The sequence below is a fragment of the Deltaproteobacteria bacterium genome (genome assembly GCA_005879535.1).
Classification (GTDB): domain Bacteria; phylum Myxococcota; class Myxococcia; order Myxococcales; family 40CM-4-68-19; genus 40CM-4-68-19.
Genome location: VBKI01000048.1, coordinates 93,169 through 108,289, shown reverse-complemented (window position 1 = coordinate 108,289; position 15,121 = coordinate 93,169). Strand labels below are relative to the sequence as shown.

Below are 15,121 nucleotides of genomic sequence, written 5' to 3'. Positions count from 1 at the left end.
CCGCCCCAGCGCCCAGGCGACGCCCGGAGCCGGCCGCGCGGGCGACGAGAGCTTGTCCAGCAGCCATCCTCCGGCCTCGATCTTGCGTTCCACCGGCAGCCGCTCCAGTGCGCCGACGAGGCGGACCATCTCGTCCATCGCCATTCCGGGGAGTCGCTTGCCGGGATTTGCGACGCGCTGCTTCGGCGCGGGCCGCAGGTGCGCGCCGATCGCCTCGAACAACGCGAGATGCGCGTCTGCCGACAGTCCGGCCGCGATGCGGCGCCAGAGGATCCACCACGCCGCCCAGACCGCCGGTTCCCTGTGATGCGTGAGGCCCTGCGCAAACAGCGTCCAGGTCTGCTCGACGCGCCAGGCATCGAGCGGCGCCCCGAACCCGGGCCGGAGCAGGAATCCGCAGAGAGAGAGAAACATCCGCTCGTGATCCGCGCTCCGGCGCCGCTTCTGCGTGCCCGCCCAGACGACACCCCAGAGATCACGGTCCGTCGCCAGCGTCCATGTCGAGCGATCGCCGAGCACCCGCTCCAGGTTGCGCCACATGTCCTTGGCGCTCGCATCCTGGACCGGCTTCTTCCCGAAGACGACTTGCAACTGCTCGCGGGCTGCGTCGATGTTGCGCGGCAGTTGCGAGACAGCCCCGGCTTCACGCGCTTCGGCGCGGAGCTGGAACTCGAGCTTCCACCGTTGCGCGCCTTCGCAGAAGACCTCGAGGGTGCCGATCTCGGTGAGCGCCGCCCTCAGCCGCACCGGCGCAACGCCCTCGCCGGGGATGACGGTCTGCAGCGGAGGAAGCTCCGTCAGATCGTCGTCGACCTGCGCCAGATCGCCGGCGCGCTCGGGGCGGAACCCCGCTGAAGCGAAGAGGCGGAAGCGCACGGGGCGCCCGAGCACGAGAGAGAAGTCGCGATCCAGGGATTGCTCCACCCCCTCGGCAGCGCCGCGGGGGACGACGCAGACGGCCTGGCCGCCGTCGCCCACCCCGACGTAGTAGGTGCGCGGGCTGCCGCCTCCGATGCGGAGCCCGAGTCCGCGCCGGACGAGCGCATAGGCTGCCGCGCCGCGGGCCACCGCGAGATCGGGCGCGTCGTTGCGCAACTGGCGCACGGCGGTTCCCACCCAGCCCGAGATCACCTCCGTCAGACGATCTGCAAGCAGCTTTGGCGTCAAGGCGCCGCCGTTGTAGAGGACGGCGTCGACCCGCAGCTCGCCGGCGGTGCGAGCATGCCGCTTCAGGAACGCCGCTGCGTGTCGGGTGATGGCCGGGTCCGCCGCGTACGGAAGGCCGAGCTCCGCCAGACCGGCGGTGCGCGCCGATCTTGCCGGCGCGTCGTCGGCCGCGGCGCGGGGAAAGAATCCGTCGACGAGCAGCGCGCGGACCTCGTCGCGCGCCAGCTCCGTGCTGAGCGCGCCCCCAATCAGGCGCGATCCCGCGCCCGCTACCGCGAGCGTCGTCCGCTCCGGAGCATCGTCCGCGAGCAGCAGCTCCTTGGCAACGCGCGCTGACTGCACCAGCGCGCCGAATTGCGCGGCGTTCAATCTCTGCCCCAGGCGCTGCTCGGCAACGCGGGCCAGCGCCAGATCCATGTTGTCGCCGCCCAGGAGCACGTGATCGCCGACGGCAATCCGCTCCAGCACCGGTGCCGTGTCCTCGCGAAGCCGGGTCCGGATCAGCGTCAGATCGGTCGTGCCGCCTCCGACGTCGACGAGGAGGATCAGATGCACGCCGCCGAGCTGCGCCTCCAGATTCCCGCGGTGGACGCGCGTCCAGTCGTAAAACGCGGCCTGCGGCTCCTCCAGCAGAATGACGTTTGGCAAACCCGCTTCCTCCGCCGCGCGCAGGGTCAGGGCGCGAGCGCCCTCGTCGAAGGAAGCGGGAACGGTGACGACGAGGTCCTGCTCGCCCAACGGAGCCTCGGGGTGCGCGCCGTCCCAGGCATCTCGCAGGTGCCGCAGGATGCGCGCGCTCGCAGCCACCGGCGAGAGCCGCGGCACGTCCGGGGGTGCTCCCCACGGCAGGATCTCCGCGGTGCGGTCGACCGAGGGATGGCAGAGCCAGCTCTTTGCGGAAGCGACGTGCCGCCCGGGAACCTGCGCTCCGCGATCGCGGGCGAACGTGCCGACCAGGACCTCGCCGAGCCCTTCGTGCGGCGAAGGAAGATACAGATGCGAGGGAAGCAGTTGGTGCGGCTGCGTGAGCGACCGATCGACGAGCTGCGGGACCTCGAAGACGTGGATACCCGGATCCGGCTCGGACAGGTCCGCGAATGCGAGCGCCGAATTGGAGGTGCCGAGGTCGATGCCGACGGCGTACCGCAGCGTCACTCCTGCCTCACCGAGAATTCGAGCTTCCATGCCTGTCCCGCCTGCGACACGAGCTGCAGCTCGAGCGTTCCCACCTCGGTGACGTGCGAGCGCAGATGTACCGGCAGCACGTCTCCGGCGTTGCCCTCGGCGGCCGGCAACGTCGTCTCGATGGCGGGCAGCTCGTCGAGCTCTTCCACTTCCTCGAGGATCGCTCCGGGGACGTCGTCGCGGCGGGCGCTGGAAGCGAAGAATCGAAAGGACGCGGTCTCGCCGACGACGGCGCCGACCTGGAGCTGCGGAAGATCGACCGTGCTGCCCTCCTCCATGCCGAACGGGGCGAGGCAGACGGCGCGCACCGGCGCCGCGAATCCGGGTACGGCCGGCGCTGCCGCCTCGACGCCGACGTAGTACGCGCGCGCTGTTCCACCGCGAATGCGGATGCCGCGACCGCGCCGGGCCAGGCCCGAGTACGATGCCCCGAGGGCGACGGCGAGATCCAGCGAGGCGGAGCGGAGCACCTTGATCTCTGCCCCGCCTTCCGCGCGCACCCAGCGGTCGACGAGGGAGGCGAGCGTCTTCTGCAGCGATGCGTCCTTGAACACGCCGCCGTTGAAGAGGAGGGCGGTCGGATGGAGGAACGTGGCGCCCGGCTTCTTCGCCAGCGCGCCGCTGCTCCGGCGCAGGAACGCGGCCAGGTGCCGGGTCACCGCGGGATCCTGCGCGTAGGGCAAGCCCAGCGTGGCGAGTCCGACGCGGCGCTGGGTCAGAGGTGTCGCGTCCACCTCGACGTCGGGAAAGAAGGCGTCCGCGGTCTGCCGCAGCTCGGCCTTGGTGATCTCTGCCCGGATCGTCCCGCCGACGAGCCCGCTGCCACGGCCGGGGATGGCGACCGACGTCGTTCCGGTCTCCTTGGCGTTGCGGCAAGCGTGGGTCAGGGCGGCGAGCTGCCAGGAATCGAGCCGGGTGCCTTGCGCCTTCAGCTTCTCGCTCACGACATGCGCCAGCGCCAGGTCGATGTTGTCGCCGCCGAGGAGGATGTGATCGCCGACCGCGAGGCGGGTCAACGCCAGGCGACCCTCCTCGTCGCCCACCGCGATGAGCGAGAAGTCGCTGGTGCCGCCGCCCACGTCGACGACGAGGATGACGTCGCCCGGACGCACGTGCCTGCGCCATTCGTCGCCGGCGGCGTCGACCCAGGCGTAGAGCGCCGCCTGCGGTTCCTCGAGGAGCGTGAGCTTCGCAAGGCCCGCCTGCGCCGCCGCCTGCACGGTCAGATCGCGTGCCGCGGCGTCGAACGAGGCCGGCACGGTCAACGTGACGGCCTGGTCTGCCAGGGACGCGCCCTCCTGCGCGTGGGCCGCCTCCCAGCCTTCGCGGATCTGTCCGAGGATGCGGGCCGCCGCCTCCAGCGGCGAGATTCTCGGCGTCTCCGGATCCGCCGCCGGAGGCAGCAGTTGGGAACGCCGATCGACGCCCGGATGGGAGAGCCAGCTCTTGGACGAGCTGACCAGACGGCCCGGGACCTGGGCTCCGCGGTCGCGGGCATGAGCGCCGACGACGAAAGGGCCGAGGTCCTCGTGCGACGGAGGCAGATAGATGAACGACGGCAGCAGCTCCCGGGCGGCCATTTCCTGCCGCGCCACCATCTGCAGGATCTCCACCGGCAACGGAGCGGGCAGCGGCTCGCCGGGGCCGGCGGGCTCGATCGCGAGGTCGACCTCCGCGACGGCGCTGTTGGTGGTGCCGAGGTCGATGCCGACCGAATAACGCGGGTCCATCAGGGCAGCTCCACCTCGGCAGGAGCAATGACGGTGGCGTCGCCGGCCGCCGCTGGCATCCGCACTTGCGTAGCCTTCCAGCCGTGGTGGCGGAGGACGCCCGAAAACGGCGGACTTCCGGTGACGTTACCCGTGAGACGAACGGCGTGGGGATCGAAACCGGCGGGGAGCGTGACGCTGCTGCCCTCCGTCTCCGCGCGCACCGGAGCGAGCGTAAAAGCCTCGCGCACGGCCTTGCGGCACCCGTCGTGCACGGTGCGGGCGGCAGCTCCCACCTGTGCGTCGGAAAAGCCCGCCAGCTCCTCCTCGCAGAAGTCGATCAGGCGCCCCTCTCGCTGCAGGAGCGCCAGCAGGTGGAGCGCCGGACCGGCGGGCTGCGGACCCGCCGTTGCGGGCAGAGGCGGGCGGGCTCGACGAAGAGCGGCGACCTGCGCTGCGAACCGGGCGTCGAAGACGATGCGGAACCAGGAGACGATGGCGAGCCACAGGCGCGCAAGGAACGAGGGCTGATCGGGCATGGGCGCGGAACTTACGACGTGAACCGCGCCCGTCAACACGTACATGCACGTCGCGGTGCCTTTGAGCATGGAAGCCCGTTTTGCTAAAGGTCTGGGCCGCGAGGGGTGGTCCGATGCGTTTTGGCGCTCTGCGATGGCTGCTCGCAATCGGGCTGCTCGCCGCGTTCGGCTGGTTCTTCGCGACACGGTTCGACCCTGCGGCGCTCGCCCGTGCGCTCGGTGGCGCCGATTACCGCCTGGTACTGTTGTGCGCCGTCGGTCACATGGTGGTGCTGCACCCGGTCAAGGCCTGGCGCTGGGCCCTGATGCTGGCTCCGATGCAGCGCATTTCGCCGTGGACGCTCTACCACTACAACCTGGCCGGCTGCGCGACGACCAATGTGTTGCCCGCGCGATCGGGCCAGGCGGTACGCGTTCTCCTCGTGCGCCGCCACGGCGTCCCGGTGGTCGGCGCCATCGCCGTCGTGGTCCTCGAGGAGATCCTGAACACGTCGATGCTGGCGCTCATCGCCTTGCCGCTGCCGTTCATGCTCGATCTCGGGACGCGCACCTCGGTCGTGTTGGGGCTCGTCGGCGTCGGTGCCTTCCTCGGGCTGGGCGTCGCCGTCTGGCTGGTCCGGAGCGGCCGAGCGCGCCGGAGCGGTCTACGGCAGCGGATCGCCGACGGCCTCGCGCTGCTCGCCGATCGGCGCTCGGCCCTGCTCGTTTTCGCACAGACGGCGGTCCTGTGGCTGCTCGATCTCGGGCAGATTGCGCTGCTGATGGGAGCCGTGGGAATCGCGCCGGGTTTTGCTGGCGCGGCGCTGGTTCTCCTCTTCGTGAACCTCACCAATGCCATCCCGGTCACGCCGGGCCAGTTCGGCCTCTTCGAAGCGGGCGCCACTGCCGCCTGCGTCGCCGTGGGTGCGAGCCCGGAACAAGGCCTTGCCGTCGGCGTCCTCTACCACGTGATGCAGTTCATCCCGGAGACGGTCTGGGGCGCGCTGGTGCTGGCGCGCGCATCGCTCGGACTCCGCGGCGTGCGCACCGGGGAGGCTCCGCAATGACCCTCCGCTTGCCGGTGCTTTCGGGCACCATCGCACCTGACGACGCCATCGAACGTACTCGCGCTGCGCCCAAGGGCAGGCTGACGATCGCCGAGTGGTTGCGGTTTGGTCCCTTCCTTGCCCAGCTCGTGGTGACCCGGCGCTGCAACTTGAGCTGCGGCTATTGCAACGAGTACGACGATCACTCCCCTCCCGTCCCCTTCGCCGCGCTCGACGAGCGGCTGTTGAAGCTGCGCGAGCTGCGCACCTGGGTGGTGTGCCTCACCGGTGGCGAGCCGACGCTTCACCCGGAGCTCGTCCGCATCGTCGCGCGAATGCGCGAGCTCCGGTTCCGTCGCCGGCAGCTGATCACCAACGGATACCTGCTCACGCCGAAGCTGATCGAAGCCTTGAACGATGCCGGATTGACCGATCTGCAGATCAGCGTCGATGGCGTGAAGCGCAACGCCGTCACCGTCAAGGTTCTCGACCCCCTCCGGGTCAAGCTTCGGGAGCTCGCGCGGCGCGCGCGGTTTCAGGTGGTGGTGAGCGCCGTGATCGGCAGCGCGCCGCCCGCGGAGGCGCTCGAGGTCGTTCGCTTTGCCCGCGCGCACGGGCTGACTCCGCGCATCATCCTTCTGCATGACGGCTCGGGCCGCTTGAACCTGTCCGCGGAGGAGCTCGCGACTTACCGGGAGGTCAAGCATCTGCTCGGGCGCGGAGGCCGCGAGGCGGCCGACTACCGCGAGGATCTGATCGAAGGCGGAAGCGCGCCGTTTCGTTGTCGCGCCGGCTCGCGGTACCTCTACGTGGACGAGTCCGGCAAGGTCGCGTGGTGCAGTCAGACGCGGGGGGCATTCGAGCGGGACCTCGCCGCATACTCGCTCGACGATCTCCGGCAGCAGTTCCACGCGAGCAAGCCATGCAGCGAAGGCTGCACGATCGGCTGTGTGCGCACCGCTTCAGCCTACGACGGCTGGCGAGCGCAGGCAGGGTGACGCGCGAAGCGTCACGAACGGTGCTAGAAGTCCCGCCCCATGCGATCTCCGTTCCTTTCACCGGCGCGCCGCGGCGCGCTCGCCCTGACAGTCCTCGCCGCGTGGTCGGGCTGCAAGACCACGGGCGCCGAGAAGCCGGGTGCTTCCGTCCAGGCAACGCCAGCGGCGGCGAAGTCTGCCCGAATCGAAGCGGACCAGGCGGGCCTCGTCGCCGCGCTGGTGCGGAAGCACGGTGAGCCGTCCCGTGCCCGCGCGGAGCGCGGCATCCGGCAGGTGTCCGCGTACTGGCGGGCGGACGACGGGGATGCGCCAGCGCTGCGCGCCTTCGTCGAAGACGCCTTCGTCGCCGACCCGCAGCAGCTCGATGCTCTGCTCGGCCGGTTCTCCGCCGCGTTCGAGCAGATCGATGGCCACATGCTGGAGATCGGCCGCGCGCTGCGGAGCTGGAACGAGCTGGAGCTCGGGCCGCAGATGGACGTCGACCAGGCCTTCGCGGCCCTCGACGTCTCGGCACATCTGCCGGAGGACCTGTTCACCTCGAAGCTCGCCTTCGTCGCCCTGCTGAACTTCCCGCAGCCCGATCTCCAGGAAATGGTCTCGCAGGCGCCCCGCTGGTCGCGCAAGCAGTGGGCCCACGCGCGTCTCACGCGGCGTTTCGCGGTGCGGCCGAGCGGAGCCGCGCTGCAGGCGGTCGCCAAGGCGATCGCCGACGCCGACGCCTACATCGCCGGCTACAACGTCTGGATGCATCATGTGCTGGCGCCCGACGGACGCCGCCTGTTTCCCAAAGGCGTGCGTCTGCTGACGCACTGGAACCTCCGCGATCAGATCAAGGTCGATTACGCGGAGCCCGACAAGGCGCTGGCGCTGACCCGGCAACGGCTCATCCGCGACGTGATGGAGCGCATCGTCACGCAGACCATTCCAAAGGCGGTCATCGACGATCCGCGGGTCGAATGGAATCCGGCGAGCAACGCCCTCACCGCGACGCCTCCCGAAGAGGTGGAGACGGAGCAGATGAAGAAGCAGGGGAGGCGGCCGGCGCAGCCGTCGCTTTCGCCTGAGCGCGAGCCGGATCAGCGATACGCCGTGCTCCTCGCCGACTTCCGCGCTGTACGGCAGCTCGACCAGGACTCGCCGATGGCGGCGACGTTGATCGATCGAAACTTCCAGCTCGACGACGAGATCCCGGAGCAGCGCGTGCGCGCGCTCCTGACGCAGATCCTGGGATCGCCGCTGGTGCCCAGAGTCGCCGCGCTGATCCAGAAGCGGCTGGGACGGGCGCTGGAACCGTTCGACATCTGGTACGCGGGCTTCGTCGAGAAGCAGCCGGAGGCGGAGCTCTCGAAGCTGACGCGGGCGCGCTACCCCACGCCGGAGGCGTACAAGAAGGACCTCCCGCGGATCCTGCAGGCCCTGGGGTTCTCGGCGGAGAAGGCCCGATACCTCGACGCGCGCATCGTGGTGGACCCGGCGCGCGGGTCGGGGCACGCGCTGCAGGCGGGGCGCAGGAGCGAGATGTACTCCTGGTGGGGGCCTGGCGACTCGCCGCATCTGCGCGTGCGCGTGAACCCGGACGGGATGGATTATCGGAACTACAGCACGGTCGCCGTCCACGAGCTCGGGCACAACGTCGAGCAGGTGTTCTCGTTGTACCAGGTGGACGACACGCTCCTGCAGGGCGTTCCGGGGACGGCGTTCACCGAGGCGTTGGCGTTCACCTTCCAGCAACGCGACCTGGAGCTGCTGGGCGCGGCGAAGCCGGATCCGCGCGTGGAGCATACCCGGGCGCTGAAGACGTTCTGGGACTCCTGGGAGATCGCCGGGCCGGCGCTGGTCGATCTCGACGTGTGGCACTGGATGTACGACCATACGGAGGCGACGCCGGCGCAGCTTCGGGAGGCGACGGTGGCGATCGCGCGGAAGTACTGGGACCAGTACTACGCGCCCGTGCTGGGAAAGCCGGGCAATCCGCAGCTCGCGATCTACTCGCACATGATCAACAGCTTTCTTTATCTGTACCGGTATCCGATCGGACACCTGATCGAGTTCCAGCTCGAGCAGAAGCTGCGCGGAGGCAATTTCGGGAAGGAGTTCGAGCGGGCGGCGTCGTACGGACGCGTGCTGCCGGATCTGTGGATGGAGCACGCGACGGGACGTCCGGTGGTGGCGGAGCCGATGCTGGAGGCGACGGAGGCGGCCCTGCGAGCGGAGCAGTAGGAGCGAGACGCAGGGCCATCCGGACTTGCTTCAGCGATCTTCGAGCTCGATGGCGGCCCCCTTCCAGGGAACGGCCGCGACGAGCGCCACGACGGCCGCCGGCCACATCTGCACGAACAGCCTTGAGGCGGAGCTCCAGAACATCCACTTCAGCGAATGCGGCTGGAGCACGTAGATCGCGCCGAAGCACCCGAGCGCGAGCAGCACCGAAAGACCAAGCACGGACGGCGCCGGATCCGCGCGCAGGTTCCGACGGATGATGACCCCGAGCACCGCCGCCGCTGCCGCCCACAGCGCGAAGTCCTGGAAGTAGACCGCCTGCCGCAGCGTGAGGCGGATCACCTCCACCCAACGCCGCGCATCCACGAACCGCGCGACCAGGTCCGCGCGCGTCGTGAAGAGCAGGAAATCGTTGGGCGGAGAAAGACCGAGCTTGAAGGCGCAGAGCAGGGCGAGCACAGGAACGCTACCGAGTGCGAAGATCGCTGCTGCCCGGACGTCGCGGAGGCGGAGCAGCAAAGCCGCCGCGATGGATATCAGGTAGACGAGCCCGTCGTTCTTCGTCCAGGCGCCGAGCCCGGCAGCGAATCCCGCCAGCAGCAACGGGCGCAGCGGTTTGCGCCGATCGTCGACCGCCATCGCAACCAGCGCCGCGGCCAAGGCAACGAAGGCCGCGAGCGGAATGTCCGCCTGCTGGCTCGCGCCGATCGCGGCGAAACACGGCAGGCTCGCCACCGCGAGGCCGCCGACCAGGGCCGCTCGAGCACCCCGCAGCCGCGCCAACGAGCAGGTGACGACTGCGATCGTGGCTGCCCCGAACACGAGGCCCACCGCCGCGGGAATCGCCGGCGACTCGGTCCGGGTGATGAGGAACCACTGCGCCACCAACCCCGGCAGCAGCCAAGGGTAGTCCTGATGCGTCCAGAACAGCAGCCGCGGAGAGAAGGCGACCCGAAAATCGTCGCCGGCCCGGGCGAGGAACCGGGCGCGCGAGTTCCAAAGCATCCAGGCGTCGAAACCCCCTTCCGGCGCGCGGATGGAGTGCTCGACGAAGACGAGGCAGAACACGGCGCAGGCGACGGCGAATACCCCGATGAGCCAGCGAGGCGCTTCGTCGTCGACCTCGCCGGAAACCTGGGGCGGTGCCGGCCGGCGTCGCACCGCGATCAGCGCAAAGCCGCAAAGCGCAATCGCAAGGTCCTTCACCACGCGCACGGACTCGCCGGCGCCAAAGGCGAGCAGCGATGCCGCATATCCCGCCGACCACGCCCCGAGCCCGAACACCACCGCCGCGATCGCTCGCAGGACCCGATCGCAGACGCCCGACGCGCGTTCGGGGAACGCGGCAGCCGCAAGGCCGGCGCCGCCGAGGACGATGGCCGCCACGGCGGACAAGGCGTTCACTTTGGCCTCGCGACCGCCATGCCGGAAGTCACGCGCGCAACCACGATCAGACCGCGGCGTGCGACCAATTCGTTCAGGCTTTTCTCGCTGGTCGCATTGACGAGGACGAGCGGGGCGCGATCCTCATCGTACCGGAGCACGACGGGCACGACGGCGTACTGCACTTGAAGGAACCGCTGCTTCGGACCTTGCCATTCGCCGCCGGGGCTTTGAATGGCCTCGTCGGTGACGTAGCCGACCTCGCCACGGGCCGGCAACAGGGTCGCCAAAGGGCGGAGCTCCTCGTTGAAAGCCTGTCGTGGCCGCAGCAAGTCCGAGGGACGCTCAGCGACGAAATGCACGTAGACGGATCGCGAGAGCCCCACCACCGCGAGCGAGGCCGCGATCGCCGGTACTGACCTGGCTAGAGCTCGCATCGATCGCGCGGGATTCGCACCGCGCCCGTCTGCGGCGGGCACCGGATCGCGAGGCGTGGCTGCCTCCACCGGCGTGGGCCGGGGCCGCTGCGCTGCTTGCGCGCGGGCTCGCGCGGTCCGGAGCTCTTCGGCGAGCCCCCCCTGCAGGCGGTCCCGTTCGAGGTCGCGCTCCGTCAACGCTGCCCGGACCACCCTGCGCACGAGCCAGATGCAGAGCGCGAGAAAGACGATGCCCGGCAGACCGAGGTCGAGCAGCAGGTCCAGGCTCATTCCCCCATCCGCCGCGACCCGATCTGGGTCCAGCGCGGCGGCTTGCCCGTCGACGCCGCTCCGAGGAGCTCCGCGGTGAGCGGCTGGTGCGCCTTGACGTACGCGACGAGGATGTCGCGCACGGCCATGCCGCCGTACCGCTTCGGCGCACCCTCCAGCATGGTCAGTCCGTCGCCCCCGTTGGTGAGGAAATCGGTGACCGCGACGGTGTACGTCCCCGGTGCGCAAGAGGCGTCGCACGCATCCCCCTTGCAGCTGCGCGTTTCACAGAGGACCTTGCCGGCCTCGTCGACCATCCGGACGACGATCGCTCCGTCCGGAGGTTTCGCATTTCCGCCGGCGCCGAACTTGTCCCAGTCGATCACGTAGCGCAGCCCGGAAACGCGCATCGGCCCCTTGCCGTGGTGGAGGACGGCTTCCAGCGCATTGCGGAGCTGGCTCGCCGGTAGCGAGACCACCACCTGCTCGTTGTCGAACGGGTACAGATCGAACAACTGGCCGTAGCGGACTGGCCCCGCCCGGATCTCCGTGATCCGCAAGCCGCCGGCGTTCTGCAGCGCGAACTGTGCCTTCAGTGCTCCTCCCGCGCCTGAGCGCAAGGCATCGGCAGTCAGGTTCCCGATCAGGTCGTCGGAATCGCCTTTGCGCAGGTCGACGCGCGTCTCTCCGACGCGCATCTCGCGCAGCGCCCGCACCTCCTGGTCGTACTTGCGCAGGATGGCCGCGACGCGCCCGTCCGGCTCCACCCTTCGCCCGCGCCACTGCGCTGGCTGTCCCCGCCACTCGTGCAGGATCGCTTGCGGTCCGCCCGATCTGGGCAGGGTCGCCTCGTTCACCTTGAACGAGGTGACCTGGCCGCGCGCATCGAGCTCGAGCTCGATGATCGAGAAGCTCTGCAGCCGCAGCCCGGACTGCACGATGGGAATCTTTCCAACGACCAAGGGCGGCGGTCCGAGCGCGACGTGGTGATGTCCGCTGACGATGGCATCGACCTTCCCCTGCACGGCCTCGGCGACGCGCTGGATCTCGCGGTCGGGCGGCGCCGGCCCCGCATGGGCACAGATCAGCACCACCGTCGCCCCCCGCGCCCGGAGCGCGTCCGCCTCGGCTGCCGCGACGGGACCTCCTTCGGCGAAGTCGAGATGGGAGACGAGCGCGGGATTGGTCGTCAGAGGCGTGTCGCGGGTCGCCAACCCGACGATCCCCACCCGGATGCCGCCCGCATCGATCAGCACGCTGGGCCTGAGCCATTGCGGCCGCTGCCGGGTTCCCTTGAGGAAGACGTTCGCGGCGAGGATCGGGTAGCGCGCTTGCGCGATCCGCTCCTCCAGCACCGGGATCCCGAAGTCGAATTCGTGGTTCCCCAGCGCCGCCGCGGTGACGCCGAGCGCGTTGTAGACGTCGGTGACGCTCCTGCCGCGGAACTGGTTGGAGATCAAGGTTCCCTGGAATTCGTCTCCTCCGTCGAGCACGACGACCGCGCCCCCGCGCTCGCGCGCTTCCGCCCGAATGGCCTCGAGGTACCCGCCGAACCAGTCCGCTCCTCCGATCTCGCCATCGGTGCTCCGGGCAATCCCCCGCGGCGGCCGCGCCGCGAGCAGCGCCCCATGCGTGTCGTTGATTCCGACGATGGTCAGCCGGCTTGCCCGCCCGGGTTGCGCCTCTGGCTCGGCTTGCGCCACGGCACAGCCCATCGCGAGAACCAGGAGCGGTGGAAGCAGGCGCACGCAAGTGGTGTACATCAGGGTCACGCGCGCCGACACGGGTTATGCTTGGTGCGATGCGCGCCGGTGCAGCGGTCAGCCGGGCCGAGGACGTGCGCCTTGCGGCGCGCGACGCGGCGACCCGCGCCCTCGATGCCGGAGGCCTGGATGAGGCCGCGTGCCTGATCGTCGCGGCCACTCCCGAGCACCTCGACGAGTCCGTCGAGCTGTGCGAGGCGCTGCGCGACGCCGCGGGACCCAACGTGCAGATCGTCGGCGGCGCGACTTCTGCGGCGCTGGTTCCGGGAGACGCCGAGACGGAAGACGGGCCCGCCCTGGGCGTGCTCGCGCTCGAGCAGCGCGCGGAGCTCTTCTCCTTCCGCAGCGACGCTCCCGACGAGCTGCGCGCGGCAGCGCAGCGCGCCGGTGCAGGGGCGCTCGGCGTCGTCTTCGCCGACCCGGAGGCGCCGGTGCAGCGGCTGCTCGGGGCGCTCGGCCGGCTCCGGGTCGCCGGTGGTGGCGTGGCGGTCGAAGGCGGGCTCCTCCTCGATCACGATCTCGCCTACGCGCACGCCGTCGGCGCATTCTTCCCCGCCGCCGGACGGCTCGCGGTGGCCCAATCGCACCAGCCCATCGGCAAGCCGCTGCTGGTCACGCGGTCCGAAGGGCGCTCGCTGCTGGAGCTGGACTCGCGCCCGGCGATGGAAGCGCTCTCCTCTCTCGCGGAACAGCCCGGCCTCGACGGCGAGGCGCTCCAGTTCGTGGCGCTCGGGCTGTCCCCGCGGCCTGGCGAAGCCTTCTCTTCCGAGGATTTCGTCTCCATTCCGCTCCTCGGCGTCGACGAGGAACGGGGTGCTCTGGAGACCGGTGCGCCCGTCCCGGAAGGCCACAGCATCTCGTTCACCCTGCGCGACGGGATGGGCGCCCGGCGCACTCTGCAGCAGGCGCTGGACAAGCTTCGCGATCCGCGGCCCGCCTGGGGCCTCTACTTCGATTGCGTGAGCCGGGGGACGACCCTCTATGGAGTGCCAGGCCTCGACCTGCGCCTGATCGAGCAATCTCTGGGAGCGTTTCCGCTGCTCTCGATACGCACCAGCTTCGAGCTGGGGCCCGCGGGGGACTCGACGGGCATGCACCTCTTCACGGGGGTTCTCGCCGTGGGGGATCGATGAAGGCTTCGCTGCTGTGCGCCGTGGCCTGCGCCGCCTGCGCTTCGGCGCCGCTGCGCGAGCCATCCTGCACGGCGCCCGCGAATCGCGTCGAGATCCAGCAAGTCCAGGTCGGCTGGCAACGTCAGGATCCGACGATCCAAAGCCCGGTCGTGGACCCGCGCGTCCCCACGCGCGATCCGCGCCAGGCCGAGGATCTGGCGAGAAACCTGCTCGATGAATGCCGCTCCGGCACAGCCATGGAGCCGCTTCAGGATCGCTACTCAGAGGTGCCGGGTGGCTCGATCGTGGTCGGTGCCAGGTCGAACGTTCCCTTCCGGGCCGCCGCCCTGTGCATGCGGAAGAACGAGTGCGCGGTGGTCCGCAGCAACGTGGCCTTCCACGTGCTCAAGCGAATCGATTGATTTCGTCCCAGGGAGCCTCGAGGAACGTCGCGAACTCCACCCCGATGCCCGGCGGCTCCGACCGCCGCCAGCGCACTTTCGCGTGGACGTGAAGTCCGCGGCCGTGCGGCAGCTGGATGGTGGCGAAGAGGTCCTCCCCCTCCACGGGCTCTTCGATCCGCAGGAACGCGCCGCCGGGCGAGATGTTCTCGGCGGTGGCGATCAGCTCCCGATCCCCGGCCCGGACCCGCGCCTGAAGCTGCACTTCCCTGCGCGTAAATCTGCGGCGTTGTCCAAAGGTTTCGGGATCCTGCCAGTCCACGAGATGATTTGACGCACCCCGGTCCTCCCCGTCCACTTTCCGCATGCACCGCCCTTACGACGCGGTGCGACACTTGACTGGACCCGGCAGGCGACCTACCCCTCGCTGCATGGCCGAATCGGTACCGGACGGACCTCGCAAGATAGTCGAGCGAGGCCGTTACTACGAAGATTTCAAGGTCGGCGACGTGTACCGGCATCACTGGGGCCGCACCGTCACCGACGGCGAGGCGCAGCTGTTTGCCACCGCGACGATGAATGCGGTGCCGCTCTACTTCAACAAGCTGCACGCGCAGGCGCTGGGTCATCCCGGGCCGCCGGTGCATCCGCTCCTGGTGATGAACGTGGTCTTCGGCATGACCGTCGAGGACCTCTCCGAGCAGGCCATCGCGCACCTCGGCTACTGGAACATGACCTTTCCCCGGTGGGTCTACCCGGGAGACACGCTGATCTCGCGCAGCGAAGTCCTCGACAAGCGCGAGAGCGGGAGCAAGCCGGACCGCGGGATCGTCCACGTGCGCACCACCGGGACCAACCAGCGCGGCGAGGAAGTCTGCATGTACGAGCGGAAGATTCTCGTCAAGAAGCGGTCCGCCTACGGAGGCAGGTAAG

At 69.8% G+C, this 15,121-nt stretch carries 12 protein-coding genes and 1 pseudogene (1 of these 13 cut by a window edge); 6 read left to right on the top strand and 7 right to left on the bottom strand.

What is annotated here, in order from left to right; genetic code table 11:
• The 3 genes and pseudogenes from E6J58_05545 to E6J58_05535 all read right to left on the bottom strand — a co-directional run.
• Nucleotides 1-2,352: pseudogene (locus tag E6J58_05545) on the bottom strand (molecular chaperone DnaK) (it extends 305 nt beyond the left edge of the window).
• Entirely contained in the window at nt 2,319-4,085 is a 1,767-nt protein-coding gene (locus tag E6J58_05540) for an Hsp70 family protein (protein ID TMB40582.1), read from the bottom strand. Before E6J58_05540 ends, E6J58_05545 begins: the two are co-directional and overlap by 34 nt.
• Nucleotides 4,082-4,600: a DUF2760 domain-containing protein gene (locus tag E6J58_05535; GenBank protein TMB40581.1), complete on the bottom strand. Its 519-nt coding sequence runs from the start codon at nt 4,598-4,600 to the stop codon at nt 4,082-4,084. The genes E6J58_05540 and E6J58_05535 overlap by 4 nt, the downstream gene beginning before the upstream one ends.
• A 113-nt stretch (nt 4,601-4,713) precedes the next feature.
• On the opposite strand from E6J58_05535, the gene E6J58_05530 reads away from it, so the two are divergent.
• The 3 genes from E6J58_05530 (at nt 4,714) to E6J58_05520 (ending at nt 8,843) form a co-directional block, all read left to right on the top strand.
• Nucleotides 4,714-5,646 carry a flippase-like domain-containing protein gene (locus E6J58_05530; protein ID TMB40580.1) on the top strand — a complete coding sequence of 311 codons (933 nt, stop codon included), beginning with the start codon at nt 4,714-4,716 and terminating at the stop codon, nt 5,644-5,646.
• Nucleotides 5,643-6,623 (top strand): radical SAM protein, encoded by a 981-nt coding sequence (locus E6J58_05525; protein ID TMB40579.1) that lies wholly within the window; start codon nt 5,643-5,645, stop codon nt 6,621-6,623. Before E6J58_05530 ends, E6J58_05525 begins: the two co-directional genes overlap by 4 nt.
• A gap of 183 nt (nt 6,624-6,806) precedes the next feature.
• On the top strand, nt 6,807-8,843 hold the full coding sequence (locus tag E6J58_05520) for a hypothetical protein (GenBank protein TMB40604.1): 2,037 nt from the start codon (nt 6,807-6,809) through the stop codon (nt 8,841-8,843).
• A gap of 30 nt (nt 8,844-8,873) precedes the next feature.
• Here E6J58_05520 and E6J58_05515 read toward each other — a convergent pair whose 3' ends face one another.
• Genes E6J58_05515 through E6J58_05505 form a run of 3 tightly spaced genes read right to left on the bottom strand, consistent with a single transcriptional unit; the run spans nt 8,874 to nt 12,696 of the window.
• Nucleotides 8,874-10,238 carry a glycosyltransferase family 39 protein gene (locus tag E6J58_05515; protein TMB40578.1) on the bottom strand — a complete coding sequence of 455 codons (1,365 nt, stop codon included), beginning with the start codon at nt 10,236-10,238 and terminating at the stop codon, nt 8,874-8,876.
• A gap of 5 nt (nt 10,239-10,243) precedes the next feature.
• Nucleotides 10,244-10,933: a hypothetical protein gene (locus E6J58_05510; GenBank protein TMB40577.1), complete on the bottom strand. Its 690-nt coding sequence runs from the start codon at nt 10,931-10,933 to the stop codon at nt 10,244-10,246.
• Nucleotides 10,930-12,696 carry a bifunctional metallophosphatase/5'-nucleotidase gene (locus tag E6J58_05505; protein ID TMB40576.1) on the bottom strand — a complete coding sequence of 589 codons (1,767 nt, stop codon included), beginning with the start codon at nt 12,694-12,696 and terminating at the stop codon, nt 10,930-10,932. The genes E6J58_05510 and E6J58_05505 overlap by 4 nt, the downstream gene beginning before the upstream one ends.
• A 5-nt stretch (nt 12,697-12,701) precedes the next feature.
• On the opposite strand from E6J58_05505, the gene E6J58_05500 reads away from it, so the two are divergent.
• Both E6J58_05500 and E6J58_05495 read left to right on the top strand, forming a co-directional pair.
• Complete coding sequence (locus E6J58_05500) at nt 12,702-13,808, top strand: hypothetical protein (protein TMB40575.1); 1,107 nt, start codon at nt 12,702-12,704, stop codon at nt 13,806-13,808.
• Nucleotides 13,805-14,209: a hypothetical protein gene (locus E6J58_05495; GenBank protein TMB40574.1), complete on the top strand. Its 405-nt coding sequence runs from the start codon at nt 13,805-13,807 to the stop codon at nt 14,207-14,209. The genes E6J58_05500 and E6J58_05495 overlap by 4 nt, the downstream gene beginning before the upstream one ends.
• Here the strand turns inward: E6J58_05495 and E6J58_05490 are convergent.
• Complete coding sequence (locus E6J58_05490) at nt 14,193-14,555, bottom strand: PilZ domain-containing protein (GenBank protein ID TMB40573.1); 363 nt, start codon at nt 14,553-14,555, stop codon at nt 14,193-14,195. The two genes, E6J58_05495 and E6J58_05490, sit on opposite strands and share 17 nt — an antisense overlap.
• A 64-nt stretch (nt 14,556-14,619) precedes the next feature.
• Between E6J58_05490 and E6J58_05485 the strand changes: the two genes are divergently transcribed.
• Nucleotides 14,620-15,120 (top strand): MaoC family dehydratase, encoded by a 501-nt coding sequence (locus E6J58_05485; protein TMB40572.1) that lies wholly within the window; start codon nt 14,620-14,622, stop codon nt 15,118-15,120.
• Nucleotide 15,121: the final 1 nt, after the last annotated feature.

What these genes read in the sequence shown, in the direction of transcription:
- E6J58_05535 (TMB40581.1), bottom strand. Translation starts at nt 4,600, where the DNA reads ATGCCCGATCAGCCCTCGTTCCTTGCGCGCCTGTGGCTCGCCATCGTC.
- E6J58_05530 (TMB40580.1), top strand. Translation starts at nt 4,714, where the DNA reads ATGCGTTTTGGCGCTCTGCGATGGCTGCTCGCAATCGGGCTGCTCGCC.
- E6J58_05525 (TMB40579.1), top strand. Translation starts at nt 5,643, where the DNA reads ATGACCCTCCGCTTGCCGGTGCTTTCGGGCACCATCGCACCTGACGAC.
- E6J58_05510 (TMB40577.1), bottom strand. Translation starts at nt 10,933, where the DNA reads ATGAGCCTGGACCTGCTGCTCGACCTCGGTCTGCCGGGCATCGTCTTT.
- E6J58_05500 (TMB40575.1), top strand. Translation starts at nt 12,702, where the DNA reads ATGCTTGGTGCGATGCGCGCCGGTGCAGCGGTCAGCCGGGCCGAGGAC.
- E6J58_05495 (TMB40574.1), top strand. Translation starts at nt 13,805, where the DNA reads ATGAAGGCTTCGCTGCTGTGCGCCGTGGCCTGCGCCGCCTGCGCTTCG.
- E6J58_05490 (TMB40573.1), bottom strand. Translation starts at nt 14,555, where the DNA reads ATGCGGAAAGTGGACGGGGAGGACCGGGGTGCGTCAAATCATCTCGTG.
- E6J58_05485 (TMB40572.1), top strand. Translation starts at nt 14,620, where the DNA reads ATGGCCGAATCGGTACCGGACGGACCTCGCAAGATAGTCGAGCGAGGC.